Below are 19,316 nucleotides of genomic sequence, written 5' to 3' on the forward strand. Positions count from 1 at the left end.
ATCGACACTAATTCCATTTATCTATTCCAACGCGCTCCTTTAATATCAATGTCGCTTGAGGATTAGTTCTTGCCAGCCCTTCAAAATCGTCAAAATTTCTAGGTAACTGTGATACACCATTTGCATCATAATCACAATAAACATATTTTGAAGAAACCAGAATTGACTCAGTGACACCATGTCCTCCACCAGACAGACAGTACTCTTTACCATTTCGTGCATATCTGCATAGTTTTGAATAGTGCGGAGCAACATAACAGTTTTCAAAGTCGAAATATAATAACTGGCTACTACATTCTGAAACAGGGAAAACAGCTGGCTTTCCACTTTGCTTAAATGTTGCAATTCGTTCAAGTCCAGGATTGTTGTACAAAGGTTTTAACACCCACCACTCCATTCCTTGCGGCGGTGACACAGGGATTGCAAAAGAACAATTAATGTTATCAATTACAGAAAGCTCTGTTATAGCGCATTTACGATTAAAATCAATTGTCTTTATACGAGACACGGATTTTATTTCGTCCTCCATGACTCCTGACGATTTTTGATAAATCCGACAGACAGATGATATTTGCACCCCCTGGGCCTTGTCATAGAAATCCGTGTTCATTACTACTGCATATTTATCCTGGCCACAAACAACCCTGCATATATGTGAACTGTCATCTTCATGGAGCGCCAGAGATAGAATTTTATGCTCTCCTCCTTCATTGACTCTATACGCTGTTTCTATGGTCTCTGATTCCCTGCAGAAATAGAAAAGTTCATCTCCATATATGTAAATATTCTTGAGTAACAGAACACCTTTCTTTTGATTAATCTTATATGCCTTTACTTTTTTATTTACTATATCGCAACATACTATACGATTAATCCATTCACTATCATCCCATGTATAACCTGTGCCATATTCAGCGAACCAAACTCCTTCATTATTAAATCCAAGCAGAAATGAATAATTATTGCAATCCGGCAGCTTTTCCTTAACCAGAAAATTTCCAGTTTCTGTCATAAATTGCAGCATATTTTTGTATGGATCCCAATACAAAATCCAATCTCTGTTTACTTGCATTCTCCCTACAAAGTCCTCGTGCCCAGAATTAAAATAAAACTCTTTATGAGCCGGTACGGAATCAAGGTCTGTAAAAATATCTTCCAACTCGCGTTTATGAATTGCATCCTGGTCTTCTTGCAACCTCCACCCGTAATCAAATTCTGATTTAGCTTTTTCCAAACTATCATATTGATAATTATTGTCTAAATCTACATTATCAAGAGATCCTTCTGATACAATATCGCCATCATATTCATTCCCACATTTCGTTATTATAATCAGCCTAGTATTCTCATCCCACTCTGCTGAAATAACATCGCCTTCACTAAAATTGGAATACTGATATAGTTTTGCAAGTCCATCAATTCTTCCTTTTGCTTTAGAATGCATTTTCGCCTGATACTGGTTGTGCTCATATTGTACCGTAACCGATGTACCCGCTCCTATATCAAAATCCTTTCCAAATGTCATAATTTTATATTGAACATCTGTATGTCCCAACTTTTTTATAGCTTTCATATTTCCCCCTTATTCCTCAGTTATTTTTTCAAACAACAAATGACCTTCGGCATAATCGTAAAACACATGTATGCGATCACCTTCATGTAAATCATTATCACTAAACAAAGCTCCAAGCCTATCTACTCTTCCTTTTATAGAATTGTGCATTTTAGCATTATAAATTTTTCCGTTGTATTCCACTTTCACATACTGTCCAAGTCCAATATTAAAATTCGTTCCTAATACACATATCTTATATTTTACATCAGTAGCACCTAAAACTTTTACTTTTTCCATGTTATGATCAAGCACTTTCTCACCTTGCATTTTGGAATCCTTTTCTCCTGATGCAGTAACTGTAGAAAGTGCTGTAGTCTCATGTAATAATTTTATTCGCTCTTCATCATTACCTGCACTTCCGTCTATCAATGAAACAAATACTTGAAAGAATGGTCTCCATTGTTTTAATTCCTCTTCATCAATAAACTCAGAAAAAACATCTGGTACTATTTCCTCAGTTGCCAGCGCTCGTATATCGTTCATCTCCAATCCTGATATTTGTCTTATAATAATATTATACAAATTCTCATCAGCATACTGCAGGCATAGTGTTGCAAAAAGAAGATTCCGTGTAGCTGTATTATCCCAAAGTGATTTTGGTGTTATGTACCGAAGAAGCAGATATGCATTAAACAGTCGCTTTATTGCCCTTGGATTTGCACCAATAGAACATTCAATCAAATTTTCACAATTTGATAGCTCATTATCATCACTTTGTATTCCTATCTCCTCCAAACAGTTTTTCACGTAACGAGTTATATTATAATTTGCTACAGGGAGTCTAAATGGTACCTGTATTATTTTATCAAAAAAGTTTTTTCCTTTATCTTCATCATCAAATCCATACTTAGCTTCCACTCCACTAACAACGACATCATAATCAATAGCCAGAATAAAAACGCAATTTGGACAATCCAAAAATAATTTCAAAACCTCAAGAAGTTCTACTGCTCTACGAGGTTCAAGCCGATCTAAATCATCAATAAAAATCACAATCCGACTTTTTTCTCTCTTTATCAGCGTTTCCTGTATATAACTTTCGAAACGTTCACGCATATTGCGCATTGCTTCTATCGGATTAAAGTTCTTCTCACCGCCGCTAAGTCCCCGTTCCAAATTATCCGCAATTCTTCCCCCAAGCTGAGAGTCCACTATAGACAGTAATATTTCCTTTGATGCAGATGTAACTTTCCTAAAACCTTGTGTAAGTCGTGATATCTCATCTTTATCAGATTCAGACAACTCGAGCTCTGAGCATAAATACTCCAAAAATGACAACGCCAGCTCATCATCCATATGGAACTGAGAAAATTGCCAGGTGTTAAACCAAATCATTTGTATATCATCGCACTGTTTTAAGGAATCCCTAACAATATTCATCACTGTAGTTTTCCCTGTCCCCCATGCCCCCTGTATAGAAATTGTCATTGGCGTACGGCATGCGGATATAAACTCGGTAAGCCCTTTAGTATATTGGCCAATATCAAACAAATCCTCTACAGATGCCACATCAGTAAAACCAATATTACTTTTTTTCATCGTCTAGCTCCTTGAAAAATCAACAATTATTGTTTCTGTCTCACAACTTAGATAATCTTAAACACATCTGAATAGCAATCTTACATACCTTCATGCCTTATGCCCGCCGATTTGCTTTCCTCTCTCCAATCCGGTGGCACCTTCCTGAAGCGAAGTGCCTTTTACTATGGCGTTTTTCCCGAATTTCTTCTGAATCTCAAGAGTTGCCTTCTGAAGGGCAAGCTGCTTCTCATCGGACTTGGCAAGCTGCTTCTCATCGGACTTGGCAAGCTGCTTTTCGTCGGACTTAGTCTGCTCATTTTCACCGTCTCTGCCCTGCTGCCGGGCATCAGCTTTTTGCGGATTCATAACATCAAAAAGTGAAAGCTGTTCGTAAGATTCCTCTGCCATCTTTTGTGAAGCGGTTTCATCAAGTACATGCGATGCGACGATTGTCACTCTTCTTATCAAAAGTTCGGGAGCCACTTTTTCATCATAAATCTTTAATGCTGCATCTATGATATGTCCGGAGAGGGCCGTGAATTCGTCAAGGTTACAACTTCCGTGCGCATGCTCCGGAACCTCTCTTCCATAATAGTCCTTCTTGATTTTCCCCTTGTATTTCTTAGCTATTCCGGGAAGCTTAAGACTTTCCATGTCATAACCTATGGTCAGAACTATCTGGTCGGTGACCTTTTTCTCCTCCAAAAGCTGCATGGCAAGGGCATCCGCCATTTCCCTTACAATTATGCGTGCCTTATCAAAATCATAGGGACAATGCAGAACCTGTCCCTGACTTAGGCTGTTGTTCTCGGGCTTGTAGGCCTTTATCATCTCCATCGTACAGGGCTCGTATCCCCATGCATGATCAATGAGGAGCTCCGCGTTAATTCCGAAAAGCTTGTAAAGAAGCTCTTCATTATGAAATTCCATGTCCTTTCCGAGACTGCATCTTGCGATATCTCCCATCGTATAAAGTCCGACCTCGGAGAGTTTTTTCACGTAGCCTCTTCCGACTCTCCAAAAGTCAGTGAGAGGAGTATGATTCCACAGTTTTTCCCTATAGCTCATCTCATCCAGCTGCGCAATTCGGACTCCGTTTTCATCGGGTTCAACATGCTTGGCGACAATATCCATCGCCACCTTTGCAAGGTAGAGATTCGTGCCAATTCCGGCTGTTGCCGTAATTCCGGTGGCCTCCTGGACATCCTTTATCATGTCCATTGCAAGCTCCTTCGGAGTTCTGTTATAGGTTCCAAGGTAGCCCGTGGCATCTATGAAAACCTCGTCAATCGAGTAGACATGTATATCCTCAGGAGAAATATACTTCAGGTAGATTTTATAGATCTCAGTGCTTATCTCCATGTATCTTGCCATCCTCGGCACGGCGGCAATGAAATCCAGCTTAAGAGATGGATTTGAAGAAAGCGCGTTGTCATCATCAGATTCTCCGGTAAAAGTTCTTCCCGGAGCGTTCATCAGCCTCTTCGCATTTATCTCCTTAACCTTCTGCTCAACCTCAAAAAGTCTGGCCCTCCCGGGGATCCCATATTTTTTGAGAGCGGGAGAAACAGCCAGACAAATTGTTTTTGAAGTTCTGCTTCTGTCCGCAACTACGAGATTTGTAGTCAGCGGATTTCTGCCTATATCATGGCATTCGACAGAAGCATAAAAAGACTTCAGATCTATAGCGATATATGCTTTTTGTTTTTCTTTTTGAGACATAGACTTAAGTATCAGTGTATATTGTCAAATACCTTAATTTTTATTTCAGTAGTCGGCATCGCTTCGATGTCATTTGAAATATTAACATTTCCCTCATACATTGATGAAACAAGTGCCTTGTAGTCATCAATGGTAAAGTTTTTCATGGACCAGGTATCCATCGGAAGCTGTACATAATTTGCTTCAGGGTCATCGCCCGAAACAATTCCCATACTCATAATTTTGCCTGCGTAGTTGTCCCAGTTTCCGTCGAACAGATCTGTAAGCGCTGCCTTTATTGACGGAGCAATTCCCTTCATGGCAGAAGTCACACAGATTCCGTCTCCGTAAAGACCGTCCAGAGATACAGACTGATCGACATCAACACCTATGATCTTGCCGCCTGCCTTCTTTGCAGCTTCTCCTGCTGATGTGAAAATTCCGCCGCCGCAAGAAAATACTATCTCTGTGCCATTCTGGTACCAGGTATCCATAACTGCGGTAATCGACTCATCGCCGAAGAACTGCCCTCCGTATACATAGTTTACTTCAACTTCCGAGGTATTTCCAAGTTCCTTTGCCGCATCGTCGGCGCCCTGGATGAAACCGTAACCGAATCTGATAACCGCAGGAACTGCCATTCCACCGAGAAATCCAAGCTTTTTGTATCCTTCCTTAACTACAGCATAGCCCGCCATATATCCCGCGAGCCCTTCGTTATATGTCAGAGAGCAGGTGTTCTGAGGAAGCTCGTAGACTCCTGCGCTTTCGAAATCGCCCTGACTGCAGTCAACCACGATAACATGAACATCTTCGTTACTGCCGGCCCAGTTTGCAAGGACTTCTGCAAACAGATACCCGGGCACTACTATTACATTAAAGCCATCAGCTACCGCATTATCAATAGCAGCAATTCTGGCATCATCAGTGTCCTCGGTGGGTTTGTAGTACTGGAAATCCACACCTCTTTCCTCCGCAAACTCTTTTGATGCCTCATAGGTCGTCTGGTTAAAGGACATGTCCGTGATGTCACCGGAGGTAGTGATCATCGCTATCTTGTAATCTCCGCTATCGCCGCCCTTGCTCTTCGAAGATGCGCCGCAGGCAGTCACGCTGATTAAAAGTGATAGAGTAAGTAACATTGCTAATATTTTTTTCATCTTGCGCCTCCTATTCTCAAAGCTCTACAGCAGTCTGAAGTGCAATTTCAATCATATCCGTGAGAGTTGTCTGCCTCTCCTCCGGAGTTATATTATCCTTTCTAAAAAGATGATCCGAGACGGAAAGAATAGAGAGCGCATTTTTCCCGGCATCAGCAGCATTCATGTAAAGCCCTGAAGTCTCCATTTCTGCTGCAAGTGTGCCAAAATCTCTGTAGCGCGCATACCTGTCCAGAGTGTCCGAGTAGAAAATGTCAGTCGAAAAGACATTTCCTACATGATATCTTACGCCTCTTTCTCTAGCTTTGTTCACGGCTCTCTCTAAGATGCTGTAGGAAGCTGTAGGGCAAAAGCACCCCACCAGTCCATATTGTTGTCCGTATGTGGAATCGTAATGAGCTCCCACCGCAAATATCAGATCTCGGGCTCTTATGTTATCCTGCAGTGCTCCCGCAGTACCGATTCTTATGATGTTATCAACATCAAAGAAATTGTAGAGTTCATAGGTATAAATACAAATTGAAGGGATTCCCATTCCATGCCCCATCACGGACACTTCCTTGCCTTCATATTTTCCTGTGTAGCCAAGCATCCCTCTGATCTCATTTACACACTTTACATCCGTAAGATAATTCTCCGCCACGAATTTTGCCCTGAGTGGGTCTCCCGACATTAGAACTGTCTTCGCGAAATCACCTGGTTCTGCGCCTATATGCGGTGTTGCCATAGTTACTGCCTCCTCATTAGTAAATCTCCTTTCATTTTACTATATTTCGTCCCAGGATAATCTTAAACAAGTATAAAATATGAAAAGGGACTCATGCCCCAAACAGGCAAAAGTCCCTTGAAATCATATACCCTTCAGAATCTCCTTAAGGTAATCCATATATTTTTATAATTGTGTTTATCCCTTGGGCCAGTTATCGGGGTCTTTGTAATAAAGCTGTCCAGCGTAATCCATCATGTATCCGAAATCATCAACCGGTGCAAATTCAAAGTCCTTGTAAAATGTGCCGTCGGAATAAAAGAGTCTGTAAATCTCGCCGTCTTCCAAGATGGGATCCTTATCCCTGAATTCGACGTAGCCTGTAGCCTCCACAAAGCCATCCGCATCATGTGCAGTGAAGGTTCCCACCGTATCGAATTCCATCCATGTTGGTGCAATGCCGTCATCGTAGTAGAGATACCAGATTCCGGGAATAGCTGCGGCGTGTTTTCCTTCAAAAGTAACTTCGCCTTCTTTTAAATAGGAGTCGTCAATTATCGGTGCTCCAACCGGTGTTAAACCTGTAGGGGCAGCGCTTTTCATATGTGCCAAAGTGCTCTCAAAATCCTTGACCTCATTCAGCCTCATGCCCTGAATATCGGGAGACTTCAGGAACCTTGTTGCATCCTTATCTAAGTCATAAGGTTTCGTCTTGTCACTTCCAAATATGTTTATTTCCGCATTTCCTGCCGGTATATAATAATTTGGAAGTATCTCTCCCGTTTTTGGTGAGTAATACATCAGTCCGTACATTGAGTACTCTCCGACCTGCTTCACTTCTCCTTCTTCAACTGTGAAAAGGTGCACAGGATTCCAGGGACAGTCCCCATTTGCAAGCACAAGGTCCGGAATATCATCATCGTTTACATAGATGAGTTCGAAAACCACATCGCTAGCGTCTACAGGTCTGTCTTCCTCCCCAAAACCTTCTTCATACATAGTAGATATAACCGGATGCTGCATGTAATTTTCCAGAAAATCGGCGTAGGCTTTTATGCTATCTGCAGTGCCTAAGAAACAGCTAAAGGTTCCGCCGTAATCCGATTCAAAAAATCCTGCCTTCTCATTGTCCCAGGGATTGTCGTATTCGCTTGTTCTGGAATCATAGGTGGCGTTTCTGTACTCAATTGATTTAGAACCGTCTACATTCTCTGTTGTCTTTGAGTAATTTATGTTTACTATGCCATTGTCTCTTTCGATTATGCTATCCAGTGTATATCCCTGACTCTTCAGTTCTTTTTCCGCATTGATTCCGTACTTTTCATCCAAGGTATCCTCATCTATAAACCTTGCTTCGTATTCGGTGAAATCGCCTTCACTTCTTGAGTAATAATAGTAATACGGCTTCCAGGTGTGACCTGTCCACATGGGTTTGTCTGAGCCCTTTTCATAATCACAGTAATTATCATAGGCATCGATGGTTATTATCAGATCGCCTGTGCTTTGATCCACTTCTGCATAACCCATTCTTGAAACAGATGACTCGTTTAATTTATCCCCGTCAACATAGTAGAGATTCGTCACCCTGCTTGTCACATAGACATCGCTGAATGCAATAAATCTCTTATCAGCGCCTTCGATAATTCCAAAGACATTTTCATTATCAGCTGCAAAGCCAAATTCATCATGAATCTGTCTGCATTCGTTCTCGTTTACAAACCAGATGGTTCCTTCACAGGCGCCAAGTTCATCCATGACTCCATCACCAACATAAAAGAAGCCCTCGATTTTTCCATCGGTATCGAAATCGTCCACAAGATAATACTTGGATGCCTTTTCCGGCGACACGCCTACTGCCTTGGCAACCTTAGCAGTGAAGGTGTCTGTCATCTTTGCAATTTCAATCTGCGACACTACCGGTGCCTTCAGGCCGTCTGAATCCGGCTCGTCTTTGTCGGAAGATGTGGATTCATCGATGTCGTTCTTTTCTGTATCGTTTGTTCCGGTGCCTGTTTCTTCGATGTCGTCACCTTGTCCATCGCCGGCTTTGCCGGTGCTGTCCACATCTTCGCTGGCCTTGTCCTTATTTGCTTCGTTGGTATTGTCCTTTTGAGCCCCGTTCGTATTTTCTTCATTTGCCACGTCATCTTGCTCAGCCTGCGCGGAATCTACTTCTCCACCGTTGCTATTGCTATCTGAACCGGGATTATTACTATTTCCGCATGCTGTTGTAGCAAGTGATAAAGTGACTATTGTTATCGATAGTAGTGACAACAAAGATTTCTTTTTCATGCTATCTCCCTCATATCATGTTGTGCCAAGATATATCATGTTTCAACCTTATCTTGGCAATGAAATAGTTCTCATGAACCAAGATATTTCTTGTTTTGACTTTATCTTGGTAACAAAATCTTCCTCCTGTACCAAGATTTTTCTTGTTTTAACTATATCTTGGTAATAAAAATGTTTTCCTATACCAAGATTTTTCACGTTTCGCCTTTATCTTGGTAATGGAACAACTTCCCTGTACCAAGATTTTCTTGTTTCAACTTTATATTGGTAATGAAATGGTTTTCCCGTACCAAGATATAAGTGATTCTCCTAATATCTTGGCGGTGCCTATACTTAGCCATGCCAAGACACCTCTTGTATCAACAACTATTTTAGATAGGAATCTGTGTTTTAGCGCAATTCTTCTATTCCACAGATTCCCGCCAATCTACTCATCTGTGCTTTCACACAAATCTTTCATTCCATAGAAAAGAAATCGAACTTACTTCTTAATCTTCTTCTCATACTTACTGATAAAGTCCAGATTTTCCTTTTCATATACGTTCAAAAGGCTCTCATCAAAATCGTCCGGCTCGGTCATAGGGAAATACCATTCCATTGTCTCAAAGTATTCCTGAAGCTTCTTATCTTTGAACTTTCTTCCCCAGCGGGCGTAAATCTCATTTCTTGCAATCCTGAGTTCTTCCTCACTGAAGCCCTTTAAGTCATCCTCGGTTAAGTATCTCTGGTCGCTGTCGGGAATGAGCTGTCCCTCTGTGATCGTACTCTGATCAATATCCGGCTCGTATGACGGATTCTTTGCAATATAGTCAGGAAGATTGGATTTAAAACGATATGTGCCATTTTCCTCGGTGAAAGTCACACCATACTCCTCACCTTCATAATTGGTGTAGATAATAGTGTACTCACCATCCTCCAGCATTCCTTCGTTAACTGTGACAAAGGCCATATTGGTATCGCCATGCTCAGAAATGAAAAGATCATATTTCTCAAGATAAACCCAGTCGAGGTCGTTTACCATCTCATCGTAGTCAAAGCCGGTAGTCTTCTTCACATAATCCCTGACGTCCTTACCGGAAACAACCGTGAGATCAGTGTATATCTCATCATCACCGGTTGCCTTCAAAAATGCATCCCTGACCTCCTTCGTAGCTCCGTGCTGATCAAATCCGGCGCCTGTATAGAACACTTCATTCCAGTCAATGTAGTGAGGATCCGTGAAAGACCTTAGCAGGAAACCATAGTAACCGATACTGTTCAGCTTTTTCTCAATTACCCTAAGCTCGGCCGCTGACATATTGTTCTTAAATACCTTCGTGAGCTCCCCACTATCTGCCTCCACGCCATCGCCACTGTCTTTGAAAAGTGTAAGTGGAAGCTCTTCCTTTACCAAACTGTCTTCCTCATTTGAAAAATCCATATCGGTGATGTCCAGTTTTTCTGATTTATCCACATCATCCGTTCCTAATGTATTATGGTAATAGGAGGCGGTTCCGTCATGATTATCTTCTGAAAAATAGAAATCCTCCCATACTTCCTTTGTGCCATCATCGCTTAGATGGCATAACCCAAAGTACTGGTACATAATGCCGCCTGAACCCAGATAGCTGAACTTTCCGTCGCCTGCCCAGTAATAGCAGCTTCGATTAAAGCCATCAAAGACTAAAACAGGCTTATTATCCTTGCAGGTATAGCAGCAATAGACAATTCCTTCATTCCCGGGTCCTATAAAATCTTTTTGTCTGTTTCTTCCAACCACAAGCTCCGGCACGCCATCACCGCTGAGGTCTTTTATCAGATAACCGACGGTATCATTCATGATATCTTTTTCAACATAATTCACGTCTTCCAGCATTCCCATCGCAATATAGTCGGAAAGCGGACCTTCGTAGTCGTAGCCGTTTTTCAGAATGTCACGATAGGCATCGAGAACAGGCGCGTAAACTTCTTCGTAAGCTGCTATAGAAATCGCATCTGTTCCGGCATCGTTTTTAGCAGAATCAAGTGTGGACAATGAATCATCGCTGTTATTCTCGGATTCTGCATTGGTCTCCTCTTGGGAATTTGTATCAGCTTCGTTCTGAGCGTCTGCGACATCTTCGCTTTGGGAATCCGCATCAGCTTGCGCATCTGCATTATCTTTATCTGTGTCATCCTTGCCTTCGGAAACAGCACTGTCTTCTTGAGCTGTTTCCTGAGTACTGCTATTCTCATCCTGCGTGTTTGAAGCCTTGTCGTCACCCGCTTTTCCGCAAGCAGTCATATTCAACGCAATCACTGCCGCAAGTGTTAATGAAAATGCCTTTATATAATGATTTTTCATATTCCCTCCATGTGAGCAGTATTAGTATATTTTCATAGTGCAACAAATCTTCTTATCATTTCTGGATTTGTTGTACCTAAGAATTCTCTAAACAATAAATTGTGTTGGTATCAGCCGGTTTGTTGCACCTTAGAATTCTCTATGCAATAAATTGAGCTGCTATCAGCCGGTTTGTTGTTTACAAAAATAGTCGCAACAACAAATCTAACTATTCTTTACGGATTTATTGTACAGGTGCCTTTTCCCTTACAACAAATATATCCATAGCTGCTCCATTTATTGTATTGCTCATTTTTCCTTACAATAAATTCAAGCAACACTACTTCTTTTGTTGTTTCCCTTATTAATCATAATACATTTCTTATTCTTCACTACCGCCATAAGTAGGTAATTTCCGATTTTCTGCTGATTCCAAGATAATAAACAAGACTTCCGTAACCTATCACTTCACCTTAAATCCCATATCTACAAGATCATCAAGTTCTTCCAGGAAAGGATACCCATAAGGAATATTGTCGAATTGTCCGCTGTCGGTGACCCTGGTTCCGTCTGACAGCCAGTATTCCAAATAGAAATCCATGCCATCCAGTACGAAGTCATCACTCTTAATTTCTTTGATCTTATAGATATTGTACTTATCCAGAATATTGAGAAAAAGCTTGACCTCAGCATCACTCGCCTTGTAATATTTCTCCCAATCATTCGAGAAGTAATATCCGTCAGCCAGCTTTACCACTTGAATCTTGTAGCTATTCGGCACAGCAGCCATCCCACCACCGGCAGAAAAGACAAAGTTCGTTAATTCCGGATCTTCTTCGCTATCCAGCACCACGGTGTAGCTTTCTTTCTGCAATTTCAGCATTTCATCATGAGAGATTGTTTTCTTGCTCCCGCATCCTATAAGCGAAAAAAGCATAAGTAAAGTTATAGAAACTGCGACAAATAATTTCATAAATTTCATTATGGCTCCCCTCATAACAAGTCCCATGCAACTATATTTAATCATATAAAAAAAGTGGAATCGATTCTATATAAACCTTCTTTTGAAAATACGGAGGAATCTATATATGGACTCCCCCGTATTTTTTATCTTTTTATTCACTTCATCAGCTTGCTATCCTTCGCACAGTAAGCTTACTGATTTCTTAGATATTTTGTATTTAGCCAGCCCTTTACTTCGTAATCTTCTGTTCCTTGCCGTTTAAGCCTTTGCCCGGAAGGAATTTCTTGTAAGCTTTAAGTACCTTCTTCGGAACTTTTGCTTTTGCCTTGGCATTTACGCCCTTGAAAGCATTCTTGCCAACTGTCTTCTTGGTAAGAAGAACTGTCTTGAACTTTATGTTCTTAAGATTCTTGCAACCAAAGAAAGCATTTGCTCCGATCTTATTTATGTTCTTACCGATAGTTATCTTCTTAAGCTTCTTATTGTTTTTGAATGCATTTGCTGCAATCTCAGTGACCTTATATTCCTTGTTATCGATGTTTATAGTGTCCGGAATTGTAGCGCTTGCAACCTTATTGGACTCAGGCTTAGCATATGTAACCGCTTCTTTCCCTTCATCTACTGATGAGATTGTGTAGGAAGCTCCGCCGTTCTCTATGGCTTCGCCTACAGTATGGGCAGGTGCGGGTTCTTCTACCTTTACCGCTTTTTCTTCCTTTTCTACTTTTCCTGTCTCTTCTTTCTTACCTTCTTCCGGTGGTGTGGATGGCTTTTCATCAGGGAAAGCAAATGTAGCTTCTCCATAATATGCGTATTTTGCCTTATCTAATTCTTGCCTCTTTGACTCACTTAGACTCTTGGTAATACTAGTCTTAATGCTGCTTGTAGGAAGTGCTGTAATAGTCATATCAACAAACTTATAGGCCGAATCTAAAGTCAAAACAATAGTTATATCCCACGTACCGTTTTTATCCAAATCAACATCTACCTCGGTAAGTGATTTTTCGACTGCATTAACACTTCCCTCCTCAACACACGCTTCATAATAAGCACAAAAGTAACCTATATTTTTTGTATCGTTTGAAAAATAGCTGCCCTTGGATAAATCCATAGTAGGTGCACCTTGATTTAAACTTGGTGTTTCAGAAATCTCAGGAAGCTTTATTGTAATTGCACTATAATAACGAGTTTTGTTGTTATCAAAGCGATCCCTTGACAAAATACTTAGATAAAGCTTTTTCTGGTCTTTGACAGAATTATCAACATAAGGACCAAATATGTAATTTCCGTCAGAATCCCTGTCACAATACATGTCACAGGATTCATCCTTATCCAAATCATATCCTAGCAGAGGTTCATCAACTCCTTCAACATGCGCTTTTTTATTGTATATACTACCATCCCATTCTCTTAAAGCCCTTAAAGTGTCATAGACAATGTCTCCCGACAGGGTATCCATCTTCACACTACCTTTTGACAGATCAAGTGTATATTCTCCCATATCGTAAGGAGGCTTAAAACTCGCCTTAACATACCCTTCAAACATAATTGTATGTGCACCTTTGTAAGTACTATTTACTGTTCCGGCCTGCCATACTACGCGGTCTTTATTATGCTCACTATCGATTGTAAAATCGCTCAGGTCTTCTTTAGGCGCATATACTACAACTTCATAGTGATAATAATGCCCTCCTTTAAAAGTATCATTATTTCCAAAATAGAGTGACGACCCTTGCTCAATCCAGCTTTCCTGAAAAGTAATCGTATTTTTGGTATCCAAATAATGCGTATATTTTACGATTCCGACATCACCCATTTTATTGCCTTCAACAGGCTGATTAATTTGAAGAGTTATCTCTTTTTCTTTCACCGATACAACAGGGGTGAAATCTTCAGCCGCCTTCGCCTTAATCCCCGAAACCGGCAGCGCCGAAATAAAAAGTGCCACAGCCATAATTAAAGGCATAATGTTTTTAAATATTCTCTTTGTCTTCATTAAAATTTCTCCCTTTCCAAAACATAAAGTATGAACACAAAAAACACACCCCAAGTAAACTTAGGATGTGTCATATACTAAGTAGATGCGAAACCGTATTTGACTATTACTCTGCCTTCGTAGTCCAGTCTCCAGTTTCATATTTTGTATCCCTCAAAGAAAATCGTTTCCCATACCCATGACGCTGTCTGGATTTGCAGAAAAGAAAGTACCAATAGTATTATACACGAAATCCTTGAGGGTTTGCCTACGAATTATGAATAAGTCAGTTCATATTTCGTACTTGACTTATGCGAATTTTTATCTTTTGAATCAGAATTCTTCATCTAATATCTGAAATATCAATCCATCACCGGTTCAGCTCTCTGAATACTGTAGGAATCAAGCGCCATGTCCCAATACTTCTCAGGAATCTTCCCCCACTGGGCAAAGCCTTCTGCCTTTTCGCAAAGTTCGAAAGCCTTCTTCAGGATCTTGCCCTGAGAGACATCGCCACCGAGGATTATGGATCTTGTGACCTGATACCAGGCGGGTGCGTGCTTCCACAATTTTTCCTCGTCCATCTCTCTTATGACCTCTTCCACCTCATAGGGGAGCGATATGAACTCAGGCTCCCATCTTTCGTCATTTCCGTGAAGCATCATGAACTGGGCCTTTCCGCCGCACCTGAAGGACAGGCCTACGGAGCCGGGATTTATTACGCGCTTTCCGTTTCTTACATACTGCATCTGAATATGAAAATGGGCGCAGATTGTAAGCTCGTTCTCAAGCTTTTCCGTAAGTTCATCAATATAATCGTTGCCTTCCCTCATGCTCTCTGTGGCACTGAAGGGTGAGCCGTGGCATATGGTAAAAGGCGGCATCCCTTCTCGCTCTATCACCATGGAAATCGGCATCTTTTCAAACTCATCTATCTGACTGTCCGTGATCCTGTCAAAGCCGTACCTGAGCATTCCTGTGTTTGAGGTCCCCGGCTTCCACTCCCACTCGTCATGATCTGCCTGTCGGTAGTCTATCCAGTAATCCTCCTTATTCCCTCTGATAAATGTACAGGGAACTTCAGAGCGCAGCTTTTCAAGATACTTAAGTGTTTTCTGAGGATAGGCAAGGTCTCCGACATAATCTCCAAGGAAAAGGAACTCATCTGCTCCGAGCCTTTGCGCCTGCCTGACACACTTATCCAGTGCTATATGATTGCTGTGAATATCAGCCATTACCGCTATCTTCATACCTTTTCCTCCTGACTTTATCATCTGAAAAGAATTATAAAGTTTGCCCCAAGGGCGAGGTCAAGACATAGAAACACCCTCCGGAGAATTTCCGAAGGGTGCGAAAAATCATACGACAATATCACAGCGCAGCTTCACAGATAACTTCATTAATTTTGCGATACTCCTCCATCATAGCCTCGTGATTAGCCTTGATGTAATCGGCATCACCTTCCTTGGCCGCTTTTTCCAGAGCAAAGGCCTTCTCTGCAAGCTCCTGCATTCCGATTGCACGAAGATTACCCTTAAGTGCATGGATCAGAATGTCATAATCATGCCAGTTTTCACTCTCATAATAAGACTTAAAATTGCTGCTCTTCGATTCATAATCACTTGTGAAAACAGAGAGCACTTCAAAGAAGGTGTCGGGATCACCTGCACAATAGGCAAGGCCTGTCTCGGTGTCCATACCTGCCTCCTTCAGTCTTTCTATATCATAGACAGGTGCATCATCATCGAATACTATCGGCTTATATTCAGGCTTCTCGGGCTGCTTGTTTTTTTCAGTATTCACCGTTACAGCTTCGGTTTCGCGCACATGTTCATATGCGGTTTTCGGAAGATACTTTTTAAGCTGCTCCACAAGATTTTTGAGCTCTATGGGCTTGGACAGATAATCATCAAAGCCCTCCCTCAAATAGTTTTCCTTAGCTCCCACAACCGCATTGGCAGTTAGGACTATCATCTTCGTCCCGGTAGGAATGAGGCTGCATTCCTCAAGTTCATGCAAAGTCTCGATTCCATCCATACCCGGCATCATATGATCAAGGAAAACAATGTCATAAGACTTCTTCCCCATGAGGTTTATTGCCTCTCTTCCGGAAGCCACTGCATCAGGAAAAATATTGCACAGCTTCAGAAGGCTCTTGGCAACCATGAGGTTCAGGTTATTGTCGTCCACCACAAGGACCCGGGCGCCAGGCGCGCTTATCAGGTCCTCGTTCGTGCGCTCTTTTTTCCTGTTCTCCAGATTCTTTGCAAAATCGCCTATAGGCGTTCTGTCCACAATTCCCTGTTCAATAACAAAATAGAAATTTGAGCCTTCGCCATAGGTACTTTGAACGCAGATCCTACTGCCCATGAGATTCAGAAGGTTTGTAACGATAGACATTCCAAGGCCCGTTCCCTCGATGTTTCGGTTTTTCTTTTCATCAAATCTCTGGAACGAAAGGCTGAGTCTGTCTATATCTTCAGGCTTGATACCAATACCGGTATCCCGCACGGAGACGTAGAGCTTCAACTTGTCACCGTCAATAATAACATTTTTCATGGTGAGCCAGACAGATCCGGTCTCAGTATACTTCACGGCATTAGTAAGAAGATTAACTATAACCTGCTTAAGGCGCACGTCATCACCGAAAAGCTTGCAGGGAATGCTCTCGTCTATCTCCGGAATGAGCTCCAATCCCTTTGTCTCCGCTCTTCTCTTGATGGAATTTATCAGATCAAGAATGAATGATGATGTATCATAATTTACAGGAATTATATCCATCTTACCGTCCTCGATCTTTGAAAAATCCAGGATGGTATTGATAAGCGCAAGCAGAATATTTCCGGCAGAATCAATGTTATTGGCATATTCAAGAGTCTGTTCATCCTTCGAGGTGCGGAGGATCATCTCGTTCATACCAAGCACTGCATTGATAGGCGTTCTTATCTCATGAGACATCTGTGCAAGGAACTGACTCTTTGCCTTGTTAGCCTCATTCGCAGCTGTCTCTTTTTGCTTGAGCACCTGGGCCTCATACTCATGGCGCATATCCGCGCTTCGCATATCCTCCATCTTTCTGGCATTCAGCTGTTCATTCTTATAACCCAGATAGTAGAAGAAGGAAATCAGCAGGAAAATCAGCAGTGACACAACTATATTCACTGCCAGCTGTCCGTTGGATTCCGCAAAGAGCTCGTTATCACTTATGGCAATCACCACATACCACTGATTTATGACGGAATCTATGAAAAGAGTACAATCACGGTTCTCCAGTCTTGCTTTCACAGAGCTGTTGCAGTTTTCGGTAATAGTTTCTATGAGTCCGGTTCCGTATATATCCTCTATATTGCTGCCGTTTAAGGAGCGATCGGGGTGGGCTATTATCATCCCGTCTTTGTTTACAACGAACCCGAAGCCCTTGCCGCCGATATTGATATCCTCGGTAACCTCCTGAACATGATTGACGACAAGATCCAGTGCAACGACATCGCGTTTTTCATAATTTCCGGGTTCATCTCTGTTATCAATCAGTTTACAAATGGTTATAACCAGCGATCCCGTCTGCATATCAACATAGGGATTAACAATGATGGTGTTGCCGTTCGCATCCACCGCATTCTTATACCAGTCACGCACTTCCACGTCGTAATCCGCAGGCGGAACCCATCCGGAGCCGTCCAAATACTCTCCGTTCACATAGGCGTAGAGACCGGTGAAGTTCTCATCAAACTGCTCAGACTGATTCTTTGTCTGATCCGTGATGTAATCAAGGACATTTTGCTGTGAAGAGCCTGTTTCCAGCATGATATCTACCGTATCCGCCGTAACCCATAGAATCGACCTCGCAACACCTATATAATTCTCGAGTTCTTCCGAGGTGGAATAAACCCTGTTCTGCCCGTTTTCTATTACACCCGTAACAGCCACTTTGTAAAACAGCCTTGATGTATAAATAACGGAAATGATCATCAGCGACAACGTGATCACAATAGTCAGCACAAAGTTGAAGCGTCCGCGCTTTATAGCAGCATCTTCGGGCATATTGCGCTCTATGGCCTTATAGCGCATGGCTGTCATCGTGATTATCATCATTATGAAAAGTACAAGAACAATTGAAATGACAAAGAGAGTAATTGCGATATTTTTATAGTTTCCGGGATCCGATGCCCCTTTAGGCAGAGCATTTTTCATCATAACACCGACAGAGTAGCCACCGACACCGCCGAAGAAGATAATTACTGCTATCGTTGCCTGCAAGAGAATTGTAAACCGAGTCTCCTGAACGCTTCTCTCAGGCTTTACACAGCCCCTCTGGGCATATTCCTTGTCAGTGGCAGGCGCCAGAAGGAGCAATGATCCACACTCAAGGAAGCTGAATACATAATAGGGATCTACCGGTGCCCAGCTCCAATCGTAACATGAGGAGGTCCACATGCCATATTCGAATAGTATAAAAAGAGCCAAAGCAACATGGAAATACGGGAAAGCTACATTCTCCGCCCTGTGCATGAAATAATGCAGAATCACCTGCAGACATATGCACGCGATACCGGTAGCCAGGACTCCCTCCCAGATATTGTTGAATATTCCGCCGTACTGAATATATATGAAAAACTGCCAGATATTGAGCGGAATCGGAAGCAGCATCAGAAGATTAAAGGACCCTTTTACATAATCCGGCCTCATTTTAATTGCCATGAGCAGCATAACAAGATAGCCTACATTCCAGCCGAAGTAAGCCATCAGAGCCGAGACATCAGGGTCCTCACCGATTACGAGAAAATATGTGGTCCAATAATAATCGCTGAGAAGATGTGTCAGGAAAAAGATGGAAATGTAAAGCCACCCACGAAGCGGCGTCTTGACGTATTTAAAAAGCGAATACAACGTCCCGAAAATAACGACCAGCAGGGTGCATACGTTTTCAATGATATCGATGCCCATAACACAGGTTCCTCTATAAGAAAAAAAGGTACAATTTAACCTTTATGCATCTATTTTACTATGGTATTTCATCCAAAAATCTTAAATAAACATAAAAAATCACAGACCCGTTTGATTGGATCTGTGATTTGTCTAT

Annotated in this window: 11 protein-coding genes; all 11 read right to left on the reverse strand. The window is 41.8% G+C overall.

Going from position 1 to position 19,316, the window contains the following annotated elements:
• Positions 1–7: 7 nt before the first annotated feature.
• The 11 genes from BMW61_RS07670 to BMW61_RS07720 all read right to left on the reverse strand — a co-directional run bounded on the left by BMW61_RS07670 (position 8) and on the right by BMW61_RS07720 (position 19,180).
• On the reverse strand, positions 8–1,573 hold the full coding sequence (locus BMW61_RS07670; RefSeq protein ID WP_022762093.1) for a hypothetical protein: 1,566 nt from the start codon (positions 1,571–1,573) through the stop codon (positions 8–10).
• A 9-nt stretch (positions 1,574–1,582) separates the two neighbouring features.
• Complete coding sequence (locus BMW61_RS07675) at positions 1,583–3,154, reverse strand: KAP family P-loop NTPase fold protein (RefSeq protein ID WP_049946110.1); 1,572 nt, start codon at positions 3,152–3,154, stop codon at positions 1,583–1,585.
• A gap of 90 nt (positions 3,155–3,244) precedes the next feature.
• On the reverse strand, positions 3,245–4,858 hold the full coding sequence (locus BMW61_RS07680; RefSeq protein WP_091820754.1) for a Y-family DNA polymerase: 1,614 nt from the start codon (positions 4,856–4,858) through the stop codon (positions 3,245–3,247).
• An 11-nt stretch (positions 4,859–4,869) separates the two neighbouring features.
• The gene (locus BMW61_RS07685; protein ID WP_091820756.1) at positions 4,870–5,997 is read right to left on the reverse strand and encodes a BMP family lipoprotein; all 1,128 of its coding nucleotides are present in this window, start codon (positions 5,995–5,997) and stop codon (positions 4,870–4,872) included.
• Positions 5,998–6,013: 16 nt separating this feature from the next.
• Positions 6,014–6,724, reverse strand: a complete 711-nt coding sequence (gene deoD, locus BMW61_RS07690; protein WP_091820758.1) for a purine-nucleoside phosphorylase — start codon at positions 6,722–6,724, stop codon at positions 6,014–6,016.
• Positions 6,725–6,901: 177 nt separating this feature from the next.
• A complete protein-coding gene (locus BMW61_RS07695) occupies positions 6,902–8,995 on the reverse strand; it encodes a hypothetical protein (protein WP_091820760.1) in 2,094 nt (697 codons plus the stop codon).
• Positions 8,996–9,476: 481 nt separating this feature from the next.
• On the reverse strand, positions 9,477–11,318 hold the full coding sequence (locus tag BMW61_RS07700; RefSeq protein ID WP_091820762.1) for a YARHG domain-containing protein: 1,842 nt from the start codon (positions 11,316–11,318) through the stop codon (positions 9,477–9,479).
• A 442-nt stretch (positions 11,319–11,760) separates the two neighbouring features.
• The gene (locus BMW61_RS07705; RefSeq protein WP_091820764.1) at positions 11,761–12,279 is read right to left on the reverse strand and encodes a hypothetical protein; all 519 of its coding nucleotides are present in this window, start codon (positions 12,277–12,279) and stop codon (positions 11,761–11,763) included.
• A gap of 211 nt (positions 12,280–12,490) precedes the next feature.
• Entirely contained in the window at positions 12,491–14,257 is a 1,767-nt protein-coding gene (locus BMW61_RS07710) for a leucine-rich repeat protein (protein WP_091820765.1), read from the reverse strand.
• Positions 14,258–14,598: 341 nt separating this feature from the next.
• Positions 14,599–15,486 (reverse strand): metallophosphoesterase family protein, encoded by an 888-nt coding sequence (locus BMW61_RS07715; RefSeq protein ID WP_175475129.1) that lies wholly within the window; start codon positions 15,484–15,486, stop codon positions 14,599–14,601.
• A gap of 121 nt (positions 15,487–15,607) precedes the next feature.
• Complete coding sequence (locus tag BMW61_RS07720) at positions 15,608–19,180, reverse strand: hybrid sensor histidine kinase/response regulator (RefSeq protein WP_091820769.1); 3,573 nt, start codon at positions 19,178–19,180, stop codon at positions 15,608–15,610.
• Positions 19,181–19,316: the final 136 nt, after the last annotated feature.

Origin of the sequence: Butyrivibrio sp. ob235 (assembly GCF_900109475.1) — a bacterium.
In the GTDB taxonomy this organism is placed as follows: domain Bacteria; phylum Bacillota; class Clostridia; order Lachnospirales; family Lachnospiraceae; genus Butyrivibrio.

Bases quoted from the DNA above. Each gene is read 5' to 3' on its own strand.
- BMW61_RS07670 (WP_022762093.1), bottom strand. From the start codon at position 1,573: ATGAAAGCTATAAAAAAGTTGGGACATACAGATGTTCAATATAAAATT.
- BMW61_RS07675 (WP_049946110.1), bottom strand. From the start codon at position 3,154: ATGAAAAAAAGTAATATTGGTTTTACTGATGTGGCATCTGTAGAGGAT.
- BMW61_RS07680 (WP_091820754.1), bottom strand. From the start codon at position 4,858: ATGTCTCAAAAAGAAAAACAAAAAGCATATATCGCTATAGATCTGAAG.
- BMW61_RS07685 (WP_091820756.1), bottom strand. From the start codon at position 5,997: ATGAAAAAAATATTAGCAATGTTACTTACTCTATCACTTTTAATCAGC.
- deoD (WP_091820758.1), bottom strand. From the start codon at position 6,724: ATGGCAACACCGCATATAGGCGCAGAACCAGGTGATTTCGCGAAGACA.
- BMW61_RS07695 (WP_091820760.1), bottom strand. From the start codon at position 8,995: ATGAAAAAGAAATCTTTGTTGTCACTACTATCGATAACAATAGTCACT.
- BMW61_RS07700 (WP_091820762.1), bottom strand. From the start codon at position 11,318: ATGAAAAATCATTATATAAAGGCATTTTCATTAACACTTGCGGCAGTG.
- BMW61_RS07705 (WP_091820764.1), bottom strand. From the start codon at position 12,279: ATGAAATTTATGAAATTATTTGTCGCAGTTTCTATAACTTTACTTATG.
- BMW61_RS07710 (WP_091820765.1), bottom strand. From the start codon at position 14,257: ATGAAGACAAAGAGAATATTTAAAAACATTATGCCTTTAATTATGGCT.
- BMW61_RS07715 (WP_175475129.1), bottom strand. From the start codon at position 15,486: ATGAAGATAGCGGTAATGGCTGATATTCACAGCAATCATATAGCACTG.
- BMW61_RS07720 (WP_091820769.1), bottom strand. From the start codon at position 19,180: ATGGGCATCGATATCATTGAAAACGTATGCACCCTGCTGGTCGTTATT.